The sequence below is a fragment of the Streptomyces sp. NPDC047061 genome, assembly GCF_040643955.1.
Classification (GTDB): Bacteria; Actinomycetota; Actinomycetes; order Streptomycetales; family Streptomycetaceae; genus Streptomyces.
Genome location: NZ_JBEYVI010000048.1, coordinates 1 through 25,924 on the forward strand (window position 1 = coordinate 1; position 25,924 = coordinate 25,924).

General features: G+C 73.7%; 15 protein-coding genes. 10 read left to right on the forward strand and 5 right to left on the reverse strand.

Annotated elements, in window-relative coordinates:
- Positions 1 to 54 precede the first annotated feature (54 nt).
- Entirely contained in the window at positions 55 to 1,680 is a 1,626-nt protein-coding gene (locus tag ABZ887_RS42950; RefSeq protein WP_361303032.1) for a S53 family peptidase, read from the reverse strand.
- 136 nt (positions 1,681 to 1,816) lie between these two features.
- On the reverse strand, positions 1,817 to 4,924 hold the full coding sequence (locus tag ABZ887_RS42955; protein WP_361303035.1) for an AAA family ATPase: 3,108 nt from the start codon (positions 4,922 to 4,924) through the stop codon (positions 1,817 to 1,819).
- Between the two features lie 196 nt (positions 4,925 to 5,120).
- Here ABZ887_RS42955 and ABZ887_RS42960 point away from each other — a divergent pair, with 196 nt between their 5' ends.
- A complete protein-coding gene (locus tag ABZ887_RS42960) occupies positions 5,121 to 6,446 on the forward strand; it encodes an alpha/beta hydrolase-fold protein (protein ID WP_361303038.1) in 1,326 nt (441 codons plus the stop codon).
- Positions 6,447 to 6,568: 122 nt separating this feature from the next.
- A complete protein-coding gene (locus tag ABZ887_RS42965; protein WP_361303041.1) occupies positions 6,569 to 7,180 on the forward strand; it encodes a DJ-1/PfpI family protein in 612 nt (203 codons plus the stop codon).
- Between the two features lie 42 nt (positions 7,181 to 7,222).
- Here the strand turns inward: ABZ887_RS42965 and ABZ887_RS42970 are convergent, their stop codons facing one another.
- On the reverse strand, positions 7,223 to 8,890 hold the full coding sequence (locus ABZ887_RS42970) for a phospholipid carrier-dependent glycosyltransferase (protein ID WP_361303209.1): 1,668 nt from the start codon (positions 8,888 to 8,890) through the stop codon (positions 7,223 to 7,225).
- Positions 8,891 to 9,281: 391 nt separating this feature from the next.
- On the opposite strand from ABZ887_RS42970, the gene ABZ887_RS42975 reads away from it, so the two are divergent.
- From ABZ887_RS42975 to fxsT, 3 genes are read left to right on the forward strand one after another with little or no spacing between them, the layout of a single operon-like run.
- Positions 9,282 to 10,736, forward strand: a complete 1,455-nt coding sequence (locus tag ABZ887_RS42975) for a hypothetical protein (RefSeq protein WP_361303212.1) — start codon at positions 9,282 to 9,284, stop codon at positions 10,734 to 10,736.
- Entirely contained in the window at positions 10,733 to 11,863 is a 1,131-nt protein-coding gene (locus ABZ887_RS42980; RefSeq protein ID WP_361303044.1) for a MoxR family ATPase, read from the forward strand. The genes ABZ887_RS42975 and ABZ887_RS42980 overlap by 4 nt, the downstream gene beginning before the upstream one ends.
- Positions 11,863 to 16,485, forward strand: a complete 4,623-nt coding sequence (fxsT, locus tag ABZ887_RS42985; RefSeq protein WP_361303047.1) for an FxSxx-COOH system tetratricopeptide repeat protein — start codon at positions 11,863 to 11,865, stop codon at positions 16,483 to 16,485. Before ABZ887_RS42980 ends, fxsT begins: the two co-directional genes overlap by 1 nt.
- A gap of 149 nt (positions 16,486 to 16,634) precedes the next feature.
- On the opposite strand, the gene ABZ887_RS42990 is transcribed toward fxsT, so the two are convergent.
- Positions 16,635 to 17,993, reverse strand: a complete 1,359-nt coding sequence (locus ABZ887_RS42990; RefSeq protein WP_361303050.1) for a cation:proton antiporter — start codon at positions 17,991 to 17,993, stop codon at positions 16,635 to 16,637.
- A gap of 298 nt (positions 17,994 to 18,291) precedes the next feature.
- Between ABZ887_RS42990 and ABZ887_RS42995 the strand changes: the two genes are divergently transcribed.
- The 5 genes from ABZ887_RS42995 (at position 18,292) to ABZ887_RS43015 (ending at position 24,665) form a co-directional block, all read left to right on the forward strand.
- Positions 18,292 to 19,350, forward strand: a complete 1,059-nt coding sequence (locus ABZ887_RS42995) for a hypothetical protein (RefSeq protein ID WP_361303053.1) — start codon at positions 18,292 to 18,294, stop codon at positions 19,348 to 19,350.
- The gene (locus ABZ887_RS43000) at positions 19,347 to 20,447 is read left to right on the forward strand and encodes a caspase family protein (protein WP_361303056.1); all 1,101 of its coding nucleotides are present in this window, start codon (positions 19,347 to 19,349) and stop codon (positions 20,445 to 20,447) included. The genes ABZ887_RS42995 and ABZ887_RS43000 overlap by 4 nt, the downstream gene beginning before the upstream one ends.
- Positions 20,448 to 20,529: 82 nt before the next feature.
- Positions 20,530 to 20,706, forward strand: coding sequence for a hypothetical protein (locus tag ABZ887_RS43005; RefSeq protein WP_361303059.1), 177 nt, complete (start codon positions 20,530 to 20,532; stop codon positions 20,704 to 20,706).
- Between the two features lie 22 nt (positions 20,707 to 20,728).
- Positions 20,729 to 22,549 carry an HEXXH motif domain-containing protein gene (locus ABZ887_RS43010; RefSeq protein ID WP_361303062.1) on the forward strand — a complete coding sequence of 607 codons (1,821 nt, stop codon included), beginning with the start codon at positions 20,729 to 20,731 and terminating at the stop codon, positions 22,547 to 22,549.
- Positions 22,550 to 22,742: 193 nt separating this feature from the next.
- Positions 22,743 to 24,665: a hypothetical protein gene (locus ABZ887_RS43015; protein ID WP_361303065.1), complete on the forward strand. Its 1,923-nt coding sequence runs from the start codon at positions 22,743 to 22,745 to the stop codon at positions 24,663 to 24,665.
- A 4-nt stretch (positions 24,666 to 24,669) separates the two neighbouring features.
- Here the strand turns inward: ABZ887_RS43015 and ABZ887_RS43020 are convergent, their stop codons facing one another.
- Positions 24,670 to 25,833, reverse strand: a complete 1,164-nt coding sequence (locus ABZ887_RS43020; protein ID WP_361303068.1) for a VCBS repeat-containing protein — start codon at positions 25,831 to 25,833, stop codon at positions 24,670 to 24,672.
- Positions 25,834 to 25,924 lie beyond the last annotated feature (91 nt).

A 25,924-nucleotide genomic window follows, 5' to 3' on the forward strand; every position in this document is an offset into this window, starting at 1 on the left:
CACCGGGACGGATCCCGGTGCGCGCGGGGGCGGGTGGTGCAGAGGGGGGCGGGGTCAGCCGAGGAGCTTCGTCGCCAGGGTCGTGGAGTTGTACGAGCCCCAGCCGGTGGTGAAGTCCCAGCCGGTGGCCGCGGAGTAGGCGCCGTTGCTGCCGCTGGTGATGTCGTGGAAGCCGGTGCCGCTCGCCGCGTACAGGGCCGGGTTGGCGAAGCCGAGGTTGGCCTTGCCCTTCGCCGCGGCCTGCTGGTTGTAGAGGGCCGCGAACGCCGCCCACTCGGGGGCCGCCGCGCTGGTGCCGCCGACCGAGGACCAGGAGCCCTGCGAGTAGATGGAGACACCGGGGCTCGGGTTGGCGTGCGCCGAGACGTCCGGGACCTGGCGGTAGCCGCCGCCCGCGCTCTTCTGGACGGCCGTCTGCCAGCTCGGGATCTTGAAGACGGAGGACTTGCCGCCACCGCCGCCGGACCAGGCCACCTCCTTGCTGAAGGCGTTGGCCGAGGTGACGGTCAGCTTGGTGCCGCCGACGCCCGTCACGTACGGGTCGCTGGCCGGGTAGTCGACGGAGGTGCCGCCGTCGCCCGCGTCGTCGGAGCCGTCGTCGCCGGAGGCCGCGTAGAAGCCGAGGCCCTCGGCGGCGCCCGTCTTGAAGACGGCGTCCACGGCGTTGATGTTGGAGGTGGTGCGGGCCGACTCGGCGGCGCCCCAGCTGATCGAGGTGGTCGGGATGCCGCTGTCGACGATGGCCTGGTACGTGTCGACCTCACCGGCGTCCGAGTTGGGGCCCTCGAAGACCGTCACGTTCGCCTTCGGGGCGATCGCGTGCAGGACCTCGATGTCCAGCTCGACCTCGACCTGGCCGTCGCCGAGCGAGCCGGAGCCGCCGTCGACCTTGGACACGGCCGGGGTGGGCGAGCCGAGGCTGTAGTTGGTGTCGTACTTGGTGATGTTGGACTGCTGGAAGCCGTCGAACTCGATCAGCGCGATCTTCTGGCCGCTGCCGGTGTACGTGCTGGAGACGTTGTAGCCGCCCTTGAGCTGGGCCGGGGTGTAGCCGCCGCCGGGGCCGTCGTGCGGGGAGACGGTGTGCGGGGTCGCCTGGTGGTGCAGCTGGACGCGGTTGTTGAGGCCCGCCACGTCGCTGACGAGGGAGGCGAGGGAGGCGGGGAGCGTCGGCGCGCTGTCGTTCGCGTAGAAGGAGCGGCCCGTCGTGGCGTCCTTCCAGGTGGACAGCCGGGTGCCGAAGGCCTTCTGCAGCTGGGCCGCGGTGCCGCTGGCGTCGACCAGCAGGTTGCCGGAGTGCACCTTGCCGACGGTGACGCCCTGCGAACGCAGGTAGTCCTTCAGCTGCCTGACCTCGGCGTCGGTCCGGCCGAAGCGGGCCGCGAACTGGCTCTTCGTCAGGTAGTGGCCGTAGGAGGCCGAGTGCGGGTCGCTGACCTTCGCCACGAAGGTGTCGAGTGCCGTGCCGCCCCGGGGAGTCAGGCTGATCGCCACGGATATCCGCTTGCCGGCCGCCACCTTGCCGGTGCGGGCGGCGTCGTGCTTCAGGCCGGGCAGGACGTCTCCGGCGACGGCGGCCCGGGCGGTGTGCGGGGCGTCGGCCGCGAAGGCGGCGGGGACGACGGCCGTGACCAGGGCCGGCGCGGCGACCAGGCCGAGCAGCTTGAGGCGTGACTTCACTGGGGTCCTCCGAGGAATGGAGAGTGGGGGGTGGGGAGTTGCGTCCCGGAACCGGAACGGGATCACCGTAGGAACTCCGGACCCACCCCCGTAAGCGGGGGAACCCTTGCGTTACGTGTTAACTGCGGATGTCACGTCAACGGCGTGTGTCGAGCGGGCGGGGGAGACGGGCGCGGACCGGCTGACTCACCGTCACCGTCTGTGCGGTGGGCCCGGACCGGTCGTCGTCGCCGGTGTCCACCGCCGCCCCGGAGGCGATGACGGCGACGGCCATCGCGTGCGCCAGCGCGGTGCGCGAGCGGACGCCGAACTTGCGGTAGACCCGGGACAGTGCCCCCTCCACCGTCTTGACGCTGATGAACAGCTCCGCGGCGACCTCCCTGTTGGTGGCCCCGCCGCCGACCAGTTCGGCGATCCGCGCCTCCGTGGGCGTGAGTTCGGGTCCGCCCGCACCGCTCTCGCCGCCCCGCTCCCCGGCCGCCAGCCGGGCCAGTTCGTCCCTGGCCCGGGCCGCGAGCGGGGCCGCGCCGATCCGGGTCGCCGTCTCCAGGGCCTCGGCGAGCGCCTGCCGGGCGGCGTTCCGGCGGCGGGCGCGGCGCTCGACCGCGCCGAGTGCGATCAGGGTGCGTACCAGCTCGACGGGGAGCGGCAGCCGGCGCAGCCGCTCGACGGCGGTGCGCAGCCGTACCGCCCCTTCCCGTGCCCGGCCGAGGCCCGCCTCGCACAGCCCCTCCGCCCGTTCCAGCGCCGCCAGGACGCTGCCGGGCGCGCCGTGCGGCACGCGCGCCCGGGCGTCGCGGAGCACGGCCCCGGCCGCGTCCGTCTCGCCCAGCGCGACCAGGGCCTCGGCCAGGTCGCCGTACCAGTGCAGCAGCGGCGGGTCGGCGGCGCACATGGCCTCGCCGAGTTCCCGGACGCGTTGCAGTGCCTCGACGGCGGCGGCCGCCCCGCGCGGATCGCCGCCGAGGAGTTCGGCCTGCCCGAGCACCGCGAGCGCGCGCAGCAGGAACAGCCGGTCGCCGTCCGCCTCCGAGGCGCGGACCGCCTGTGCGGCCAGCCGCCGGGCCTCGTCGGCGGTGGCACCCGCGGTCGCGGCGAGCGCCGCCGCGTACAGGGCCGGAGCCGCCTGGGGCAGGGCCCGCGAGCAGCGGGCCGCGGTGCGCAGCGCCTCCCGGCAGTGCCCGGCACGCACCTGGATGCGGGTCAGCGCCACCAGGGTCGCGACGGTGTCCTCGGCGCCGGCCGGCTCGCCGGTCGCCGCGAGCAGCGGGACGACCTGGTCGCGGGCCTCGGTCACCCGGTCGGAGTCCAGGGCGAGGATCGCCCGCATGCGGATGAGCCGCCGGCTCTCCGGGCCGCCGGGGCGCTCCGCTGGGAGGGGCGCGATGTCTGGGGGTGCCGCATCTGGGGGTGCCGCGATCTGCCGTGTGTCGGCTGCGGCGCCGTCGTGGCTGGTCGCGCAGTTCCCCGCGCCCCTATGGGGCGCTGGTGAGTCGGGGCGTGTTGTGTCGACTGGGGTGCTGTTGTGGTTGGTCGCGCTCGCGCGGTGGCAGCCGCATGCCGGATCGGGGCCGGCGTCCCTGTGGGGCGCTGCCGAACCGCGGCGGAGCAAGGTCAGTGCCTCCGTCAGTGCCGTGTCGGCGGCGAGCGGGTCGCCGGCCAGGGAGCGTACCCGGGCGAGGGTGGCGAGCGCGTCGATCCTGGTCCCGGTGTCGCCGGCCGCGCCCGCCTGCCGTGCGGCCCGCCGGGCGTGTTCGGCCGCCTCCGTCAACTCCCCGCACAGCAGGCCCCGTACGGCGGCCCAGTGGTGCAGCCGGGCCTCGGAGCGCGGATCGCCGGCGGCGTCCCGCAGGCCGTCCGTGATCAGGTCCTCGGTGCCCTCCAGCGCCTGCCCGGCGCCGCGCAGCAGGACCAGGCGGGCCCGCACCCGCTGCGCCGCCGAGCCGGACCGGGCGAGCACGGCGCCGGCGGCCTCGCCCGCCTCCTCGGTGCGTCCGGCGTCGCAGGCGTACTCGGCGGCGGCCAGCAGCCGTTCGGCACGGTCCGCGGGGTGGCCGGCCGGGGTGCGGCGGGCGGCGAGGACGGCCAGTTCGAAGGCGGTGCCGGGGGCGCCGTCGCGGCGCGCGGACCCGGCCGCCGTCATCAGGGTGCGGGCCGTGGACTCGTCCTCGTACGGGTGGGAGAGCGCGAGATGACGGGCCCGTTCCACGGGTTCGGTCACCGCGCGGGCCAGCAGCGCGTGCGCCTGCCGTCGGCCGTGCTTGGAGGCGTCGGCGTGCACGGCGGCCCGGAGCACGGGATGCCCGAAACGTACGACCCCGTCGGCGTCGGCGGCCGCGATGCCGAGCCGCTCCGCCTCCGCGAGGGCCGCGGCCGGGTCGGGGAGACCGGCGGCGCGCAGCAGGGTGAGGCTCGGCCGGTCGGCGGCGCTCGCCACGAGGAGGGTGCGCCGCACCGGCTCCGGCAGCGAACGGGCCTGCTCCAGCAGGAGCGTGCGCAGTCCCGGGGGCACCGGCGGCAGCGCGCCGAACCCGGCGGGCACCGGGGCGCGCAGCGCGGCGCGGCCCAACTCCCGTGCGTAGTACGGGTTTCCGGCGGCGGTCTGCTGGATCGCCCGCAGTACGGCCGGGGGCAGGTCGGCGCCGAGGTCGGCGTGGACCAGGCGGGCCGTCTCGCCGTCCGTCAGGGGCGGCACCGGGAGTTCGACGGTGCCCGGCGGGCAGCAGTGCAGCCGCTCGGGCTGGCCGCCGTCCGCCACCCGCTCGGCGGCGAGCATCCGGATGCCGGGGTCGTCGAGCCTGCGCATGGCGAAGGCGAGGGCCTCGGCGGTCGGTCCGTCGAGCCACTGCAGGCCGTCGACGACCAGCAGGACGGGGCCGTCGGCGGCGAGGGCGCGCAGCGCGTCGAGGACGGCGACGCGTACGGCGAGCAGGCCGCGGTCGTCCGCCGGTCCGCCACCGCGCAGCAGGGCGGTCCGCAGCGCCGCCCGGGGCTGCGGCGCCAGGGCCTCCAGGTGGCTCTCCGGGATCCGTGCGAACAGGTCGACGAGCCCCGCGAAGGGCAGCCGGGCGTCCTCCTCGGCGGGCGAGCAGTGCAGTACGGTGCCGGCGGCCCGGTCCGCCGTGAGGGCCGCCACGAGCGTCGACTTGCCGATGCCGGCGGGACCGTGGAGAAGCAGTCCGGGGCGCGTCGCCGCCTGGACCCGGGCGGCGTCGAGCAGCGTACGGCGCCCGGTCAGTTGCATGTGTTCATGACAACCTTCGGTGATCCGGTGTGTCAATGACGTCCGTCACCCCGCGGCGGCCGGTGCCCTGTCCGACATGGCGTAACAGGTCATGTCTTCTTCCTGAATCCCTCGTTACGGAACGCGGAAGGCTCTTCGGCCCTCCTCCTGTGCGGAAGCAACGATGCACGGGCAGGGAAACCAGGGACTGAGTGACATGGGTTTGACCAGTCGAACGACCGTATACGCGCTCGCGGCGCTGGCCGCCCTGTGTGTGGCCCTGCTGGTCTGGCTGTGGCCGCGGTTCGCCAGGCCGGGGCTGTGGCAGGTGCTGGGGCGGCTCGGGGCCGTCGCGGTGACGCAGGTGACGATCGTCGCGGCGTTCGCGTGCGCGGTGAACTCGTCGTACCAGTTCTTCGGCTCCTGGAACGAGCTGCTCGGCAACGTCGACACCGCTCCGGTCGGCGTGACCCAGGCGGCCGGCGGGAACGGCGGCGGTTCGGTGAACGGCATAAGCAGCGTCCACGGGGCGTCGCTCGTGCAGCCCGCCGGGGACCAGCAGTTGAGCAGGGTCAGCGGGCTGCCGAGCGGACCCGCCGCGGCCGTCGGCCGGGTGGAGTCGGTGAAGATCATCGGCCGCCGCACCGGCGTGGTAGACCCGGCCTTCGTCTACCTCCCGCCGCAGTACTTCCAGAAGGCGTACCACCGCATGCGCTTCCCGGTGATCGTCGCGCTCAGCGGCTACCCGGGCAGCATCTACAACCTCGCCCAGCACCTGCGGGTCTCGCAGACCGCGGGCGAACTCCAGCGCAAGGGCCAGATGCAGCCGACGATCATGGTGATGATCCGGCCCACCATCGCCCCGCCGCGCGACACCGAGTGCGTCGACGTCCCCGGCGGACCGCAGACCGAGACGTTCCTCGCCAAGGACCTCCCGGAGGCGATCAAGTCCGTCTACCGGGCCGGCCACGACGCCAACTCCTGGGGCGTCATGGGGTACTCCTCGGGCGGCAGCTGCGCCCTCCAGCTCACGATGCGCGACCCCGGCGTCTACACCACGGCCGCCGCCCTGTCGCCCGACTACCGGGTCAAGGACGACCCCACCACCGGCAACCTCTTCGGCAGCGGCCCCGGCCGCCAGGCCCGGATCGACGGCCACGACCTGATGTGGCGGCTGAAGCACCTGCCGGTGCCCCAGGTCTCGGTCCTGGTCGCCAACAGCAAGCACGGCGAGAAGGGCTACGCCGAGACCCAGGCCTTCATCAAGGCCGTCCGGGCGCCCATGCGGGTCGTCTCCGTCCTCCCCGAGAACGGCAGCCACAACTTCCCCACCTGGGTCCGGGAGATGCCGGCCGCCCTCAAGTGGATGAACGACCAGCTGACCTTCCCGCAGGACGTCGTGCCCCGGCACCACGCCAGGAAGACGACGAGCGAGGCGGCGGGCAGGCCCAGCCCCGGCCCGCACGCCCGCCCCGGTCACGGCCACGGCTCGGTACGCGCGGAGGGCCCGGCACCCAGCCCCACGGCCACGGCACACCGCTGAGGCGCGGCGCGGGCTGTCGCACCGCGCGGGGACCGTGGACGCGCGGCGACCGTGAACGTGCCGGGACCGTGGACACGCAGGGACCGTACAGTGGACGTCCACCGCCGGGCCGGGGAGTTGCGATGCAGGTAGCCGTGGTCACCTTCGACGGGTTCAACGAGCTGGACTCCTTCATCGCCGCCGCGCTGGTCAACCGGTGCCGCAAGGACGGCCTCGAGGCGTTCATCACGACGCCCACGCCGGTCGTCACCTCCATGAACGGCGTCGAGGTGACCGGGCAGCGGCCGCTGGAGTTCGTGGCCGAGGCCGGCGCCGTGCTGATCGGCAGCGGGGTGCGGACCCGGGACGTCGTCGCCGACGACCACCTCGTCTCCCGGCTGCCGCTCGACCCCGGGCGCCAGCTGATCGGCTCGCAGTGCTCCGGCGCCCTCGTGCTGGCCCGGCTCGGCCTGCTGGACGGCCGGCCCGCGTGCACGGACCAGGTCAGCCGGCCCTTCGTCGAGGCCCGCGGTGTCACCGTGCTGGACGCGCCGTTCCACAGCGAGGGGAACATCGCCACCGCCGGCGGCTGCATGGCCTCGCAGTACCTCGGAGCCTGGGTGATCTCCCGGACGCTCGGCGACCGGGCCGTGCGCGACGTCATCGGCTACACGGCACCCGTGGGCGAGCAGCGGGAGACCGTCGACCGCGTCCTGCGTACCGTCCGCACGGGCGAGGCCGCCGCAGTGCGCTGAGCCGGGCGCCTTACCGCGCCGGGCCCCGGCGGCGGGTGCGCCTCAGATCCAGGTGTCGAGCCACATCCTGGCCTGCCAGCCGCTGTAGGGAATCGTCTGCCCGGTGTAGATCGGATAGAAGTAGACGAAGTTCCAGGCGATGAGGAGCACCAGCACCCCCGCGGCCACCGCACCCCGGGTGCGGCGCCGGCGGTCCGCGCCCGGCGGGCCCAGTACGGCACCCAGCATCATCGCGACGGCCAGGCACAGGTACGGCACGAAGACCACGGCGTAGAAGGAGAAGACCGTACGGTCCTGGTAGAGGAACCAGGGCAGGTAACCGGCCGCCACCGCGCAGAGGATCGCGCCGGCCCGCCAGTCGCGGCGCAGGGCCCACCGGTAGAGCAGGTAGCCGAGGGCGAGGCAGGCCGACCACCACAGCGCCGGGGTGCCCAGGGCGAGGACCGTGCGGGTGCAGGCGGACGCCGTGGAGCAGCCGTCCTGGCCGGGCTGGGGGGAGTCGTAGGCGAACAGCACGGGACGGCCGAGTACCAGCCAGCTCCACGGGTTCGACTGGTACTTGTGCGGCGTGTGCAGGTTCACGTTGAACTGGTAGACGAGGTACTCGTAGTGCCAGAGGCTGCGCAGCGGCGCCGGTATCCACGACCAGGTGCCGCCGCGGCCGTCCGCCCAGTGCCGCCCCCAGCCGTCGTCGGACAGGAACCAGCCGGTCCAGGTCAGCAGGTAGGTGACCACGGCGGTCGGGACGAGGGCGAGGACCGACCCAGCGAGGTCCCGGCGCAGCACCGCGCGGTACGGGTGGCGGGCCCCGGCGACGCGGCGGGCGCCGACGTCCCACAGCAGCGTCAGGACCACGAAGAAGACCAGGACGTACAGGCCGTTCCACTTGGTCGAGGCGGCCAGGCCGAGGAGGACGCCGGCCGCGAGGCGCCAGGGCCGCCGGCCCGTCCCGGTCCGGGCGGCGGTGTCGGCGTCCGGGCGCACCCGGCCCTCCGCGTCGGCCGGCAGGGCCGCCGCGAGCCGCGCCCGGGCCCGGTCCCGGTCGATCAGCAGGCAGCCGAACGCGGCCAGCACGAAGAACATGACGACGAGGTCGAGCAGGGCGGTGCGGCTCATCACCAGGTGCAGGCCGTCGATCGCCATCAGGGCCCCGGCCAGGCAGCCCAGGAACGTCGAGCGGAACAGGCGGCGGCCGATGCGGCACAGCATGAACACCGACAGGGTGCCGAGGACCGCCGTCATGAAGCGCCAGCCGACGGGGTCGAGGCCGAACAGCCACTCGCCGGCGGAGATCACCCACTTGCCCGTCGGCGGGTGCGCCACGAAGGCACCGGTGTCGGAGAGCGGGATCTTCTGGGGGTGCGCCAGGATGTCCGGGTCGGCGATCTTGCGGTCCGGCCAGGTGCCCTCGTACCCGAGATGCAGCAGCGCCCAGGCGTCCTTGGCGTAGTACGTCTCGTCGAAGATGAGATCGCGCGGCCGGCCGAGGCGCCAGAAGCGGAGGACGCCGGCCAGGACGGTGACCAGCAGCGGGCCCAGCCACTCCGCCGCCCTCGCGAGGCGCTCCGCCCGGGCCGGGCCGAGGCCCAGGAGCAGCCAGAGGCGGGTGGCGGGCTCGGGGAAGGGCGGGACCAGGCGTTCCCGGACGCCGGCGGGCGGGGCCCCGGCGTAACCGAACCGGCGCAGCCGGTCCGGCCACCGGGGGGACACCGGCGCCGGACGTATGCCGTCGAGGTCGTGGGAACGCGTCGCGCTGCTGTTCGTCACCGGACGACCTTAGGCGGTGCCCGCACCCGGCCGTGAAGCGGGAGCCCCACGCCCGTGCGACCGTCCGGCCCACCCGCGTGCGACCGTCCGGCCCAAGCCTGTGCGACCCTCCGGCCGGATGCCTGTGCGACCCTCCGGCCTGATGCCTGTGATTCCCGTTCCGGGGTGGCCACCCGTAAGGCCTGGGCCATACCCTGGACGCAGGGCTGCGGCACCTGGACTGCCCTGTAACGGGAGGGAGTTGGGGGACGCCGGAGCCGTGACGGGGGGAAGTTCGTTGAGTGGGAGAAACGGCGGCCATGCGGCGGGATTCGAGCATGAGCTGGTAGAGCAGATGTGCGCGGTGTCGGGACTCGATGCACCGGGAGGGCGCGATCTCTTGATCGACATGCTGGCGGGCCGGTTACCCGAGTTGGCCAACGTCCGGCGACACAGCCGGAAGCGGCACGACATACTGGAGATCTTCCAAGCCTGCTGGCGGAAGCCCTCCGGACTCTCCGTACTCGCGGACACCCTCCAGGAGTACGACCCCGGCTCGATCCCCGTACTGAGGATCGTCGAGCTCGTCTCCGCGTCGCCGGTCCTGGCGGTCCTGCCGGAAGCCGAAGTCCGCAGAGCCCGTGCGCTGTTGAGCCGCTTACCGCATCCCGACCCGCAGGGCCTGCTGTACGCGGCGGCCGGTGACCTGCCGCTCCCGGCCCGTCCGGTAGCCACCCTCCAGGAGGCCTTCGACTTCCTGGCCGACGCCAACGCCCGCCCCGACGGCCTGCTTCCCGTGCTGGTCCTGGTGGAGCACGCGATCGCGGCGGGCGCCGGGTCCGGCGCCGACCGGCAGGTCGTCGACGGCCTGCGCGGCTGGAACGACGATCAGGGCACCCGACTTGACCTGCTGAGTCCTCTCCACACCCTCCGCTCGCAGATCACTCGCGGAGTGGCGGAACCGGCTCCTGCCTGTCTCGTTGTCCAGCTCAGCAAGCACGGGATGAGCCCGGACGAGTACCTGCTGTCCCACTGGCGGCAGCGGCGTCCGGGCTCGTGGCGGCCGGAGCGAGGAGAGGACCGGATCGTGGCCCTGGCGCAGGTCGAGGCCGCGGTCGAGGAGTTGGTCGAGAGCGTCGAGGAGGACTGGGGCGAGCGCCCCGGCAGGCCGGTGCTCGAGTTCGTGCTGCCGCTCCAGCTGCTCAACGACCCGGTGGAATGGCTGCCGACGGCCTCGCACTCGGACTCCGCCACCGCGCTGTGCCTGGACTTCCCGGTGGCGCTGCGCAGCCTGGAGCGGATGCGGGCCCGGCGGTACCACCGACGCTGGCGCAACCGCTGGCAGCAGATGACGGCCGGCCCCCGGATCCTCTGCCACTGGGACACGACGGGCGAGCGCGGCCACGACCCCGTGCGCTGGAACAGCACCCTCGCCGCCGACGAGCGGCTGGTGTCGGTCGCGCTCAACGCGCCTCCGCTGGCCGGACCCGAGGGCCGCCAGGCCACGCTCGAGGCCGCGCTGCGGGCCGGTGTGCCGCTGGCCGTCTGGGACCGCCGGCCCACACCCCCGGGCGACTTCCGCAAACGGGTCGACAAGCTGCTGCGCGGAACGGCCGCCGAACTGCCCGAACGCGTCCGGCAGTTGCGGATCGAGGCGGCCACCGCCGCCGCGGCGCAACGCGACGCGCACTCAGGACGTCACCTCGCGGTGCTCCTCGACAACCCGAACCGGCTGGTCGACTGGTCCGACTACCCGGCATCGGATCCCGGAAGCGTGCGCGGCGGACACGACGACGAGGGGACCTCATGAACGGCGCCCAGCCCCCGGCCCACAACGGCAGCCGCAACGGCGGGCCCGTCAGCCGCAGTTGGTGGATCTACCGCGGCACCGGGCAACCGCTGCCCGACATCCGCCTCGCCGACGTGCTGCCCCCGCCGCCCGGCTGGCGGGCCTTCGACGGCGGCCCGGTGCTGCCGCCCGTACCGGCCGAGAGCGCCGAGACCGACCGCAGGCTCGGCAGCATGGGCCGCACCACCTCCCGGCAGGACCCGCACGACATCGACATGATCAACACGGCGCTGCTGCTGCGCAGGCCGCTGCTGGTGACCGGCCGGCCCGGCATCGGGAAGTCCACGCTGGCCTATCTGGTCGCGCGCGAACTGGGCCTGGGCCGGGTGCTGCACTGGGGCATCACCTCGCGCAGCACCCTGCGCGCCGGACTGTACGAGTACGACGCCATCGGCCGCGCCCAGGCGTCCCTCGGGCGGGGCCCGGCCGCCCCGGCCGCGCCGTCCGGCGACGGCACCCCGGAGGCGGCGGACCGTACCCCGTCGGCGGCGCCGGAGGGCAGCACCGGGGCACGGATCGGGGACTTCGTCCGGCTCGGCCCGCTGGGCACCGCCCTGCTCCCGTACGAACTGCCCCGCGTGCTCCTCATCGACGAGCTGGACAAGAGCGACATCGATCTGCCCAGCGACCTTCTCCACGTGCTGGAGAACGGTTCGTACGACATCCCGGAACTGGTCCGCGCCCGCCATCACGAGAGCGAGGCGCGGGTGTTCACCGACGACCCGGACGCCACGGTCACGGTGACGGACGGCCGGGTCCGGTGCCGGGCCTTCCCGTTCGTCGTCATCACCAGCAACGGCGAACGGCAGTTCCCGCCGGCCTTCCTGCGGCGCTGCGTCCGGCTGGACGTCTCCCCGCCCCGCGAGGACCAGCTGGCCGCCATGATCGCCGCGCACTTCCGGGACCAGGAGGGCCGGCACGACGAGATGATCCGGGCGTTCGTGGAACGCAGCCGGCAGAACGGCGGGCTGGCGACCGACCAGCTGCTCAACGCCGTGTTCCTGCGGACGGCCGGGGTCCGGGAGGACGACGAGTCCTGGGGCGAGCTGCTGGAGGCGCTCTGGCGTGAGTTGTCGGGGGCGCCCTGATGGGTGAGGACCCGCGTGCCTATCCGGAGGCCTTCGAAGTGGCGGAGGGCCTCTGGCTGCACGCGTACCAGACGCTGGCGGCCCGGCTGCCGGCGTCGGACCGCCCGCCGCAGCCCCGGCCGACCGCGCTGTCGGAGCTCTCCGGCCTGCCCGAGATCCCGGGGTGGCCGTCCGCGTCCGGCCGGACGAACGGGACGGGCCGCCCCGGTGGTACGACGGGGAGCGGGGGCGGCGCGGCGGGCAGCACGGGCGGCATGGGCAGTACGGGAGGCACAGACGGCACAGGCGGCACGGACGACAGTGCGGCTGCCGGGGCCGACGGCCGTCCGACGGCCCGGAACGGCGACGGAACGGCGGACGGGGCCGGCGGCGACGAGGTGCGGGACGCGTCCGGTGACCTGGCCGAGGTGCTCTTCCTGCCGTTGCCGCCTGCCGGGCCGCAGAGTCCCGGGCCGGCCGGTTCCGGGCCGGGTTCCGCGCGGGAGCGGGCCGCCCGGCGGTTCCGGACCGGGTCGGCCGAGCCGGTCGAGGCGGTCGAGGCGGTGCCGGATCTGCGGGACGCGGCGGGGATCAGCCGTGCCCTGCGACCGCTGAAGCAGCTGGTGCCCTCGGCGTTCGAGGTCGAGCTGGACGAGGAGACCACCGCCGAACGCGCCGCCGAGGACGGCCTGTGGATGCCCTACACCCGGTCGGCGGACGAGCGCCGCTTCGACCTGGTGCTGGTGGTGGACGACCACGCGACCATGGTCGTCTGGGAGCAGACGGTCGCCGAGCTCACCGCCCTGGCGGAGCGGCTGGGCGCCTTCCGGGACGTACGGGTGCACCGGCTCGGCCTGCGGGAGACCGCGCGGGGGCCGGAGGCGGTGCTGCGCGGGCCGTACCCGGACCACGACGTCCTCGGTGTCCCCGGCGAGCTGGTGGACCGCACCGGCCGCCGGATCGTCCTGGTCCTGACCGACGGACTGGGGCCGCTGTGGCGGACCGCGGCCGGCCGGCGGGCGCTGGAGCCGTGGTCGGCGGCCGGTCCGGTGGCGGTGGTGCATCTGCTGTCCCAGCGGGACTGGCACCGCACCGCGCTGGTGCCCCGGCAGGCGCGGCTGCGCAGCCCCCGCGCGGCGGCCCGCACCACCGAACTGGCCGTGGACTTCCCGGCCGAGTGGCGCGACCCGTTCGACCCGCCGCCCGCCGGCTGGAGCGCGGCGGTCCCGGTCCTCGAACTGGACGCCCGGTGGCTGGGCCGCTGGGCCGGTCTGGTGGCCGGTGCGGAGCCCGGCTGGATCGAGGCCCCGGTGCTGTTGCTGGGCGCGCCCGACGAGCCCGAGGAGGACGTCGACGAGCCGCCGGTCGTCATCCCGGCGCCCTCGGTGCAGGAGCGCATCCGGCGCTTCCGCAGCCATGCCACCCCCACCGCCTTCCGGCTGGCCACCCATCTGGCCGCCGCGATCCTGGAGCCCCGCCTGGTGCGGGACGTACAGCGCCGGCTGGTGCCCGAGGCACAGCCGGCCCATCTGGCCGAGCTCTTTCTGAGCGGCCTGCTGGAACAGCCCCCGCCCGCCGGGGCGCGGAGCGCCGCCGCGCCCGTGCCGCTGGAGTTCGTCGACGGTGCGCGCGAGGCGCTGCTGGCGGGTGCGATGCGCGCGGACACGGCCCGGGTGGTCAGTTCGGTGTCCGAGTTCTACGGCGACCGGTTCGAGGCGGCCCGCGGGCTGCACGGTGCGCTGCTCGCCCCGGAGGAGGAGCCGGTTCCACAAGTGACGGCGGAGAGCCTGCCGTTCGTGCGTGTCGAGCTGGCCGTGCTGCGCGCCCTGTCGGGGCCCTATCTGCTGCGCGCCCGCCGGGTCAGCGCGGCTCTGGAGGGGGCCCCTTCGGGTGCGTCGATGAATGAGAATTCGCGGCTTATGGGCCACGATAACCGAAATAAAAATGTTGTAAATCCAGACTTGGGCGGCCCGGACATGACCGACACCACTGCCAGCGAGTACCAGCATGCAGCGGAGGGATCCGCGAGCGGGACTCCGGTGCGGGAGACTCCCGTGCCGAGCGCCGACGGGCAGCCGGGCGCCGGCCTCCCGTCACCCGGCAGGACGGTCCCGGGGCCGGCCGCACCGGAGTCACGGCAGGCCACGCAGCGCGCCTCCGTGCCGGTGGTCTGGGGCAACGTGCCACCGAACAACCCCAATTTCACCGGCCGGGAGGACCTTCTCGAGCAGGTGCACGAGCAGTTGCTGACGGGCGACACCTCGGCGGTGCTGCCGCACACCCTGCACGGCATGGGCGGGGTCGGGAAATCCCAGATCGCCATCGAATACGTGTACCGGCACACCGCCGAATACGACGTGATCTGGTGGATCCCCTCCGAACAGCCGACGATGATCCTGACCGCGCTCACCGAACTCGCCCACCGGCTGGGCCTGAACGTGGGCGCGGAGGCCAACCGGGCGGTCCCGGCGGTCCGCGAGGCCCTGCGCCGGGGCGATCCGTACGACCGCTGGCTCCTGGTGTTCGACAACGCCGAGAACGTCGAGGCGGTGCGCCCCTACTTCCCGACCGGCGGCACCGGCAAGATCCTCATCACCTCCCGGAACCAGGAGTGGGACCGGGTGGCCAGGACCCTCTCCGTGGACGTCTTCACGCGCGAGGAGAGCAAGGCGCTGCTGCGCCGCCGGGCCCGTGACCTGAGCGACGCCGACGCCGACCTGCTCGCCCAGGAGCTGGGCGACCTGCCCCTCGCCATCGAGCAGGCCGCGGCCTGGCAGGCCGTCACCGGCATGGCCGTGGACGAGTACCTCGGGCTGATCCGGGAGAAGATCGCCGAGCTGATGCTCGAACTCGTCCCGTCGCCGGACTACCCGATGTCGGTGGCCGCCGCCTGGGACGTCTCGCTGCGCCAGCTCGAACAGCGCAACCCCGCGGCCCTCCAGCTCCTCCAGGTCTGCTCGTTCTTCGCCCCGGAGCCGATCTCCCGCTCCCTGTTCAACAACTCGCGGAGCACCATCGCCCCCGAGCTCGACGAGGCCCTGCGCCACCCGATCCGGCTCGGCCGGGCCATCCGGGAGATCAACGTCTACGCGCTGGCCCGCATCGAGCACCGGCACGACACCATCCAGCTGCACCGTCTGGTCCAGGCGGTCCTGGTCAACCGCATGTCCCCGCAGCAGCAGGCGGACATGCGGCACGGCGCCCACCTGCTGCTCGCCGACGCCAACCCGAACAGCCCCAGCTCCCGCGAACTGTGGCCGCGCTACCAGCAGTTGCTGCCGCACATCGCGGTGTCGCGGGCCGTGGAGTGCGACTCGCCCTGGGTGCGCGGCCTGATCCGCGGGGTCGTGGAGTTCCTCTACTACTGGGGCGACCACGACGGCGCGGTCTCCATGGCCCGCGAGGCGCTGGACGTGTGGACCGCGAAGTTCGGCGCCGAGGACCAGCAGACGCTGGAAATGGCGAAGTGGCTGGCCTATCTCCTGCGCATGGTCGGAGAGTACGAGGAAGCCGCCGCCATGATGCAGCGCACCGCGGACACGTACATCCGGGTCGCGGGCGAGGACGACGAGGGCACCCTGGACGCCCTCATCCAGCTGACCAGCGGGCTGCGGCTGAGGGCCGAGATGGCACAGGGGCTGGAGATCAACCGGTCGGTCTACGACCGCTGCCTGCGGGCCTTCGGCGACGACGACCCCGCCACCCTGCGCGCGGCCCACAGCCTGGGCGTCGGGCTGCGGCTGATGGGCCTGTACCAGGAGGCGCGCGAGTACGACACCGAGACGGCCCGGCTGCGGACCCTCGCACTCGGCGAGAACCACCTCGACACCCTCAACACCCTCAGCAACCTGTCCATCGACATCCGCGAGACCGGCGACTACCCGGGTGCCGTCACCCACCAGGAGGACGTCTACGCCCGCTACATCGCGACCTACGGCGAGGACAACCCCTCGACCGTGAGCTGCGCCCGGGTGCTCGCGGTGTGCCGTCGGCGCGCCGGGGACCACGACGGGGCGGTGCAGCTCGGCGAACTGGCGCTGTCGAAGTTCCAGAACCGCTACGGCGCCGACCACCCGGACGCCATCGCCTCCGCGGCCAACCTGGTCGTCGACCTCCGGCAGGACGGCCAGCTGACGCGGTCCAGGGAACTGGGCGAAGCGACGATCGGGCGCTACACGGCCAAGCTGGGCAGTGTCCACCCCTACACCCTGTCGGCCCGGACCAACCTGGCCATCACCCTGCGCTACCTGGGCGATCTCGACGCGGCCGGCGAAGAGGTCGGCACGGCGCTGCGGGGGCTGCGGGAGTCGCTGGGCGACGAGCACGTCCTCACGGTCACGACGGCCCTCGGCATGGCCAACCAGCGCAGTGCCGAAGGGCGCCACGAGGAGGCCCTGGAGCTCGACCGGGAGTCCCTGGGGATCCTCACCCGCATCTTCGGCAAGGACCACCCGACCACGCTGGCCGGCGCCAACAACGTCGTTCTCGACCTGCGCGCGCTGGACCGTGTGGACGAGGCCACGGTGCTGCACACCGACACGCTGACCCGGTTCCGCCGGACGCTGGGAGAGAGCCACCCGGCGACCGTCGCCGCCGCCAGCAGCCAGCGGGCCGAGGCCGACATCGCCCCGGTGCCGTTCTAGACGGTCCTGGGGCGTCCCGAGCGGTGCAGGACCGCTCGGGACGCCCCAGGCGTTCCCAGGCGGTCCCGGGCCGTTCCGGCCGAAGGCCGCCCGCCGGGCCCAGCTCCCGGCCGGCGGCTCGACCCGGCAGCAGTGCCAGGGCAGCGGCGCTACGGCTGTGGCGTCGGCTCGGCGTCCATGGCGGGGGCCTGTCCGGAGTCCGGCGTCTGTTCCTCGCCGGAGCCGGAGCCGGAGCCGGGGCCGGGGCCGGGGCCGGGGCCGACGTGTCCGGCCGGTGCCGCGTCGGCCGGACGGTACAGCGGGCCGATCAGCGGCCCGGTGGCCGCCGTGGTGAAGAGCGCCATCACGACGAGCAGCGCGTAGAGCCGGGGGCCGATCACTCCGGCCTGCAACCCCACGTTGAGCACGATGAGTTCGGTGAGCCCCCGGGTGTTGAGCAGCACACCGATCAGCAGCGAGTCCCGCCAGGGCAGCCGGGCACCGCCCCGGGCCGCCAGGGCACCGGCGGTCACCTTGCCCGCCACCGCGGCGGCGCATATCACCAGCAGGAGCACCAGGTCGGAGGCGTGCAGTCCGTTGAGCTGGACCGACATCCCGGAGATCGTGAAGAACACCGGCAGCAGCAGGCCGCCGGTCTCCTGGAGCGGGCGCAGCACCTGGCTGTCGGGAGCCCCGTCGGGCTGGCGGGGCATGATGATCCCGGCCAGCAGCGCACCGAAGATCACGTGCAGCCCGAGCGCGCTGGTGGCCCAGGCCGAGGCCAGCGCCAGCGCGGCGGCGACGGGGACGTGATTGGTCATCAGGGCGCCGGGCCGGTGCATCCACCACTTCAGCGCCGGCCGCACGACGACGAACATCACCAGCACGTACGCCGCCAGCAGCGCCACCTTGACGGTCCACGCCCGCAGCGAGCCGTCCTCGCCGCCGATCAGGGCGACGGCCAGCACCGGCCAGCTCAGCGCGTCGATGACACCGGCGGCGGCCATCGCGATGGTGGCGGGGCGGGTGCCGGCCAGTCCCTGGTCCCGGATGATGCTCGCCAGCACGGGAACCGCCGTGATGGACAGGGCGACCGCCATATAGAGGGTGAATGTCGCGTCGATCGGATGACCGCCGTTCGCGGAGCGGAATCCTCCGGAATACAGCAGAACGATGCCGACGCCGACCAGCATGGGAATCGCGAACCCGCTCAGCGAGACGGCGGTCACCGCGCCGCGATTACGCAGCTGGCCGAGGTCGAGTTCATAACCGACTGCGAACAGGAAGAGCACCAGCGCGACTTGCGCCAGGGAAGTGAGAATTGGCTTGATCTGCTCCGGGAACAGGGTTTGATACACCCCTCCGGGGAGCAGGCCCAGCAGACTGGGGCCGAGCGCGATGCCGGCGAATAACTGCCCGATGACGGAAGGCTGGCGTAACCTGCGGGCGGCCGCTCCCAGGACCGAGGAGGCCGCGATCACCAGCGCGAGAGCTGCGACGACATGAGTGACAGTGGAGTCGATGCTCACCGGCATCCCCCTTCGGCAAGTGCCGCACCCTGTGGCGTTGTCCACACGCAGTGTAGCCGGTGAAGTGGCAACTGACCTATTGTTGCGTCCGCTTGAAACATGCCGTTCTGGGGCGGGGGGGGGGACGACCGTGACGACGGTCCTATTCGTACACGGCACCGGCGTGCGCGAGCCGGGATTCAGCGCGACCGTGGAAGTCGTACGGGAAGGATTGCGGTCGTTACGGCCCGAAGTCCGTATGTCTTCCTGTTATTGGGGGGGAACTGCCGGATCGGTACTGCATTCGAACGGTATTTCCGTGCCGGGGTACGGGACCGGGCGTGAAGTGCCGCACGCGGGCGCCCCCGGTGCGCTGCGGGGGGATGCCGACGAGGACGTCGAATTCTGGGGACTCCTCTATCTGGACCCGCTGCTCGAACTGCGCCTGCTCACCGCGGAGACCACGGCGAGAACCGAGTTGGCACCCGGCGCCCGGCCGCCGGGCGAGGCCCTCTCCGCGGCGGCCCCGGCGCTCACCGCGGACGACCGGCTGCGCCCGCTGCTGGACGCGGCGGGCATCGCGGACGACTTCGCCGCCGCCGTGGCCGCCGTACTGACCGCCGACGACTGCCGCCGCTTCCTCCGCGCCCCCGCCGAGGGCGCCGGAACCGCCGAACTGGCCCGGGCCTTCGTGGCCGAGGCGGTGCGGCGCCGGACCGCACGGCAGGGACCGGCGGCGACCCTCGACGGCACCGCCCGCGACGAGGCGGTCGCCCGGATCACCGCCCTGCTCCCCGGGGCCTCCGGCAGCGGGGACGAGCCCGGCACCCACCGCGGCCCGGTCACCCGGCGGATCAGGCGGCTGACCGGGCGGCTGGCCCTCGGCCTGGCCTCCGCGCAGGCGGTGAAACGGCGTTCGGCGCTCACCGACGCGGCCCATCCGGCCGCCGGGGACGTACTGCTCTACCTGGCCCGCGGCGGCCCGGTCCGCGAGGCCGTCGCGCAGGCGGTGCTCGCCGCCGAGCCGCCGGTCGTCCTGCTCGCCCACAGCCTCGGCGGCATCGCCGCGCTGGACCTCCTGGTGCTGCGGCCGCTGCCGCAGGTCGCGCTGCTGGTGACGGTCGGCTCGCAGGCCCCGTTCCTGTACGAACTGGGGGCCCTGCCCAGCCTGGAGCCCGGCACCCCGCTGCCCGACCACGTCCCGCGCTGGCTGAACGTCTACGACCGGCGGGACCTGCTCAGCTACCTCGGCGCCGGTGTCTTCCCCGGCCGGGTCGCGGACATCGCCCTCGACAGCCGCCAGCCCTTCCCGCTCTCCCACAGCGCCTACTGGAGCAACCCGGAGCTGTACCGCGTCCTGGCCGGGGAGCTGCCGTGACCGCTGCGCGCCCGGACCGGACCCACGCCGTCGTGGTCGGCGTGGAACGCTATGCCGTCGGCCCGTCCTGGGACCTGCCGGGCCCGGCCGCCGACGCCCGCCGCTTCACCGCCTGGCTGCGCGGCCGCGGCGTGCCCGCGGCCCACATCTCCCTGCTGCTGGACGCCCTGCCCGGCACGGGCGGACCCGGGACGGACGTGACCGCGGGTCCCGCCGGGCGGGAGGCCGTGCAGGAGGTGCTGACGCGCCGGCTGCCCGCGCTGGAGGGCGACCTGCTGTTCGTCGTCTGGGGCGGACACGGCGTCACCGACCCGCAGGGACACCGCAGGCTCTTCTACGCCGACGCCACGGCCGAGGACAAACGCAACCTCGACCTGGACGCCTGGCTGACCACCCTCACCACCGACGCGCTGCCCGGTTTCCGGCGCCAGATCTGGCTGGTGGACTCCTGCCAGACCTTCGTCGAGGACCTGGGCTTCGCACGGTCGCTGCCCGGGGAACTCCCGTCCCGCGGCGACCGGTTGCCGGGCCGGGAGCAGTTCGTGCTGCTGGCCTCGGGGCCGGGGCAGCGGGCGGCCAACGACCCCGTGCGGCGCACCGGGGCGTTCTCCCGGGCGGTGCTGGCCGCGCTGGAGTCCTCGGACGACGAGAACTGGCCACCGGACATGGGCGCACTGGCGAACACGGTGATCGGACGGTTCACCGACGGGGGCCAGCGGCCCACCTCGCTCTGGTACCGGTCCGGGGCCGGCGACGTACGCCACTACGACTTCCCCGCCACCCGGCGCCGGGAGGAACCGGTGCCCGACGCGGCCCTGTCGGAGCTGATCGCACTGCTGGCCGGCTGGCCCGCCCTGGCCGACCGTGACCAGCGGCAGCTCGTCATCGGCATGCTGCCGGTCGACCTGGCCGGTGCCATCCCCCGGCTGGGCGCGGCCCGGGCGGACATCATCAGCATCGTGCGCACCTGCCGTCTGCACCCGGGCGGCCTGGCCGCCCTCGTGGCGGCGCTCGGGGTGCTCGACCCGGGCTCGCTGGCCCAGGGCGAGCTGACGGACTGGGCAGCCCGCCGGCTGCCGCCCGGGTCAGCGGGGTGACCGGCCTGATCACGGCCTTCCCGCTACCTGGCCCATGCGTCATCATGAAACCAACGGGAGGACGTACTCAGGGGGATGGCGCATGAACACGTCCGCGGACTTCGTGCGATCCGAACTGCCCGATCTCAGCGACACCGCGCTTGTCGAGCTTCGGTCGCGACATCCGGACGTCTACGCGCGTGCACTGGACCGGTTGCTGCGCCAGGTCGAACGGCTGCGGATCAACTTCGGGGACGGAGCACCTGGACGGGCTGACTGACGGTCCCTACGGAAGGAGACACGTGCAGGCCGACGGAGGCTCCGCATCCGCCCATGCCGATCACCACGTGATTCCCTCGGCGTACTTCGACGATCTGGCGGCGGGCCGGGGCGGTCCGGAGGCGGTTCGTTTCCTGTGGACCACCGAGTACAGCAGGCGGCTTCTGCTGCTGCGGGCCCTGCTCGACACCATCGCCGCGACCTCCGGCGCGCTGGGCCCGCTGCCGCCCGTGGACACCGCGTGGGACACCCTGACGGCGGCTCAGCAGCGCGCCCCGGAGGACTTCGGGAAGTTGCTGCTGCACCCGCAGATCGGCATCTGGCTGGGACACAGCCTGCGCCGGCTCAGGCACCGGGCCTGGGGCGACGGGCCGCTCTGGACCGACCTCGGTCACCTGCACGCGGTGTGCGCGGTCGCCGCGCTGCGCGCCGGGCTCCCGCTGCGCACCACCGTGCCGCTGCGGGACGGTACCGCGATGTTCCCGGGCCTCGGGCTGGCCCGCCTCCCGGACCGGCCGCGGTGGGGGACGGCGGAGGTGGTGGTGGAGGCGGGGCGGCTGCAGGTCGACCCGTACGGCACCGGCGTGGGCCCGCCCGAGCCGCCCGGGCCCCCCGACGGTGACGCCCCCGGATGGCAGGGGCTGCGCGCCCTGCGGGCCGACGTGGCCGGCCGGGCGGTGTCCGTCTGGCTGGACGACATCGACCCCTACCGGGACCTGAGCGAACCGCTGCCCCCGCAGCGCCTCGGCAAGGACGAACTGGCTTGCTGGCGGGAGCGGTTCGGCCGCGCCATGGACCTGCTGGCGGGCAGCGACCCGGGCACGGCCGCCGCCATGGCCGAGGGCCTGCGCACCATCGCGGAGGTGCGGGGGGCGCCGGCCTGGATGATCCTCAGCGCCTCCTCCGGCGACGCCTTCGGCGGCCTGCTCACCTCGCTGCCCCCCGATCCGGTCAGCTTCGCGGTCACCCTGGTCCACGAGTTCCAGCACACCAAACTGGGCGCGCTGCTCCATCTGCTGACCCTGGAGCGGGACGGCGGGACCGAACGGCACTACGCCCCCTGGCGCAACGACCCGCGCCCGCTGAGCGGCCTGCTCCAGGGCGCCTACGCCTTCCTCGGCATCACCGACTTCTGGAGCAGGTACCTGGACCACGCGCCGCCTGCCGGGCGGCCGCTGGCGGAGTTCGAGTTCGCCCTGCGCCGGCGGCAGACCCAGGAGGCGATCCACGCCCTGCGCGCCGACCCGGGGCTGACCGCGCACGGCCGCCGGTTCCTGCGCGGCATGGCCGCACGGCTGCCGGCCTGGCGGTCGGACGGCCGGGTCCGGCCGGACACCGCCGCCCTCGCCGAGTTCGTGGCCACCGACCACCGCACCGGCTGGCGGATCCGGCATCTGGCCCCCGCCCCGGACGACGTCCGCGCCCTGGCCCGGGCCTTCGCCGCCGGTGCCGCGGCGGACGCGCGGGTCGCCCCGTCCACCGTCGTCCCCGACCTCGCCGCGCCCTGGTCCCACGCCCGCTTCGGACTGGTCCGGCAGCGCCTCGCCGTACCGGACGCCGGCGACCGGCACGCGCTGTCCGCCGGCGACTGGCCCGTACCGTCCGCCGCCGACCGCGCCCTGGTCGCCGGGGCCCCCGACGCCGCCGACGCCTACGCCCGCCTGCTGGCAGGCGACCCCGAGGATGCCGACGCGTGGACCGGCCTCGTCCTCGCCCTCGCCGCCCGCCCGCTGCTGCACCGCCCCGAACTGCCCCGCGCGGTGCACCGCGAACTCCGCATGACCGGCACGGCCGCCGACCCGCGCGACGTCGCGCTCTGGCTCGCGGCCGGCCTGGCCGCCTGAGGACCCGGCAGCCGGGTCGGCAACCGCACACCCAGCGCGTCCATCGCATCCAGAGTGTCGACACTGAGCCTACTTTCGACGGCAGTTCCTGAGAATATCGCTCAACTGTCGACAGTAGAACGGCGGTTGGGGCAGACTGCACCGCGATCCGGAACCGTCCACCGGCATGTCCGTGACCGCGGAGGAGTCGTTCATGACAGCAGGCAGCAGTGCGTACGAGCCGTCGATGAGGGACCGGGTGCGGGCCCTGGTGGCGCTGGCGACCGCGGGGGTCGGGCAGGTGGCGCTCACCGGTACCGCCCGAGCGGCGGACGCGGCGGACGCGGCGGACGCGGCGGATGCGGGGGACACGCTCAGCGTGGGGGCCGGGGAGACGTACGTGGTCGCGACGACGACCGCCCTCGGCTCCCTGGCCCTCGCCGAGGGCGGCACCCTCGCCGCGCCCGACGGCTACGGCCTCACCCTGACCGTGGACGGCGTGGAGACCGGCTCCGTGCTGACCGCCACGCTCGCCACGGACACGACGATCGCCCCGGGGTCGTACACCGGCGACCTCGTGCTCACGGTCGCCGAGCAGAACCCGGCCACCTTCGCCGGCGTCACCTTCCCCCTCCGCCAGGCCCTGTACGCCGACGCGGACGGTGTCGTCGCCGCCAGGTCCGTCACCCCGGCGCTGGTGGGCGGCACGGTGACCGGCTCGGCGGCGCAGGGCGTGCGCGTCACCTCCACCGGCGAGGCCTTCGACGGCTTCTACGTCGCGGGCGGCACGTACTCGATCACGGACACCACGATCGGCCTCACCGGCAACGGGCGGTGCGACTTCGTCGGCGACGGGGCCGCGATCGTCGCGACCGGGTCGGGCACCCGGCTGGTCGTCGACGGGGTCACCGTCTCGAACAAGGGCGTGGAGCGCAGCGGTCTCGTCGCCGAGGGCGGGGCCGACGTCGTCGTCAAGAACTCGTCCATCCAGTGCCTGAACGGCGTCCTGCCCTCCGACTACGTGCCCGCCGGCGGTGCCGACATGCTCGTCGTGCCCTGGCGGCTCGGCATCTCCGGCAACGTCCGGACCACCACCCTCATCGGCACCGGCACCAGGGCCACGTACATCAACTCCACCATCGCCTCCGAGACCTGGGGTGCCTTCTCCACCGACTCCGTCAGCAACGCCCGGGCCACCGCCGTCAACTGCACCATCCGCAACCTCGGCGACGAGGGCTACGGCTCCTTCGCCGACGGCGACGTGACGGAGCGGATCCTCGGCTGCACCCTCGACGTCGGCACGTACGCCACCATCATCGGTGCCTCCAACAGCACGCTGTACTACGGCGACAGCACCCGCGAGGACGTGGCCCAGCTCAACACCGACCTCGAACTGGGCCTGACCGAAGAGGAGCTGGCCGCGTTACCGGTGCGCAGCACCACCGTCGACTCCGGGGAGTTCGGAGTGATGTGGCACGGGGCCGGGACCCTGCACATCACCGGCGGGACCGTCGTCACCACCGCCGCGACCACCTTCCTCGACAAGGCGGTCCGGGCCACCATCACCGTGGACGGCTCGGAAGGCGCCGCGCTCGACCCCGGCAACGGCGTCGTCCTCCAGGTGATGGAGACCGACAACCCCGGGTCCAACGACGGCGTCTACACCGAGCCCACCGACGACCCGGTGAAGGACGACACCTGGGACGTCACCGCGGCGCACGACACCGACACCTCGGCCGCCTTCACCGACATCGCCCTCACCGGCGACTTCTACAACGCGATGCGCACCGGCCGGAACATGGTGCTGACCTTCGACGCGTCGAGTGTCACGGGCGTCCTGTCGGCCTCCGAGTCCCGGCACGCCGTCGCCACCATCACCTCCGCCGAGTACGCGCAGCTCGGCCATGTCACCAACACCGCGCAACCGGTCGTCAACAACGGGGTGCTCGTCACGCTCACCGGCGGCTCGCGGTGGACGGTCACCGGGACGTCGTACCTCAGCCGCCTGACCCTCTCGGCGGACTCCTCCGTGACCGCGCCCGCCGGGAGCACGGTCACGATGACGGTCGACGGGGAGCCGACCGCCATCGAGCCGGGCGGGGACTACAGCGGTGCGATCGCCGTCGGCGTGGGCTGACCGGTCACTCGCACGAGCCGGTGAAGACGTCCACCGCGTCGTCGCTGCTGCTCGCGACCAGCAGGTCCGTGGTGCCGTCGGACGTCACGTCGGCGGCGGCCGCCTCGTAGGCGCCGTCCGCCGACAGCTCGGTCAGCTCGCTCAGCGAGCCGCCCGCGGTGCCGGCGTAGACCTCGACCGAGCTGCCGTTGAGGGAGGACACCAGGACGTCGGGGATGTCGTCGCCGTTGACGTCGGCCGCGTTGACGGCGACCGGCAGGGCGGAGGTGGTGTGGTCGACGGGGTCCTGGAAGGTGCCGTCGCCGTTCCCGGCGTAGATCTCCAGGGTGTCGGAGCCGTTGCTGACGGCGGCCAGGTCGGTGGTGCCGTCCCCGTCGAAGTCGCCCCCGGTGAGCGAGTAGAGCCGCTGCACGCTGCTGTACGCGGTGACGTCGCCGAAGGTCCCGTCGCCGTTGCCGAGGGCCACGCTCACGCCCCCGGCGGTGGCGACGCTGGCGGTGGCGACGTCCAGGTTGCCGTCGCCGTCGAAGTCGGTGAGGACCAGTCCGTGCGGCCGGGTCACGGTCACCGTCTGCGAGGAGACGGTGAACGCACCTTCACCGTCGCCCAGCAGCAGGTTGACGCGCCCGGCGGACTCCTCGGCCACCGCGACGTCCAGGTCGCCGTCCCCGTCGACGTCACCGGCGACCAGCGCGCGAGCACCCGAGCCGACCGTGTACTGCGTGGCCGTCCCGAAGGCGCCGTCCCCGGTGCCCAGCAGCACGCTCACCGTGCCGCCGTCGAAGTCCGCGGTGGCGAGGTCCGGGTTGCCGTCGGCGTCGAAGTCGGCGATGACGGTCTGGTACGGGGCGTCGCCCACGGCGTAGTCGGTGGCCGCGCCGAACGTGCCGTCGCCGTTGCCCAGCAGCACGGACACCGAGTCGGCGGAGTTGTCCGCGGCGACCACGTCGGCGTTCCCGTCGCCGTCGAGGTCACCGGTCACCACGTGCCGGGGGTTGTCCCCGGTGCTCGCCGAGGTGTCGGACCGGGTGAAGGAGCAGGTGGTCGCGGTCGCCGTGGCCGGCTGGCTCGCCGACGCCACCGCGGTGACGCCCGCGGCGACCGTCAGGGCACCGGCGGCTCCGAAGGCCACGATGCGCGCGGCCCGGCGGTTCCTGTGTTTGCTCATGACCGGAGGGATGTCCTTCCGTGAGACGTGCAGAAGGTGTCTGCCATGGGCACCGGAACCTACGGGCACCTCCTGTGATTCACGTGTTACG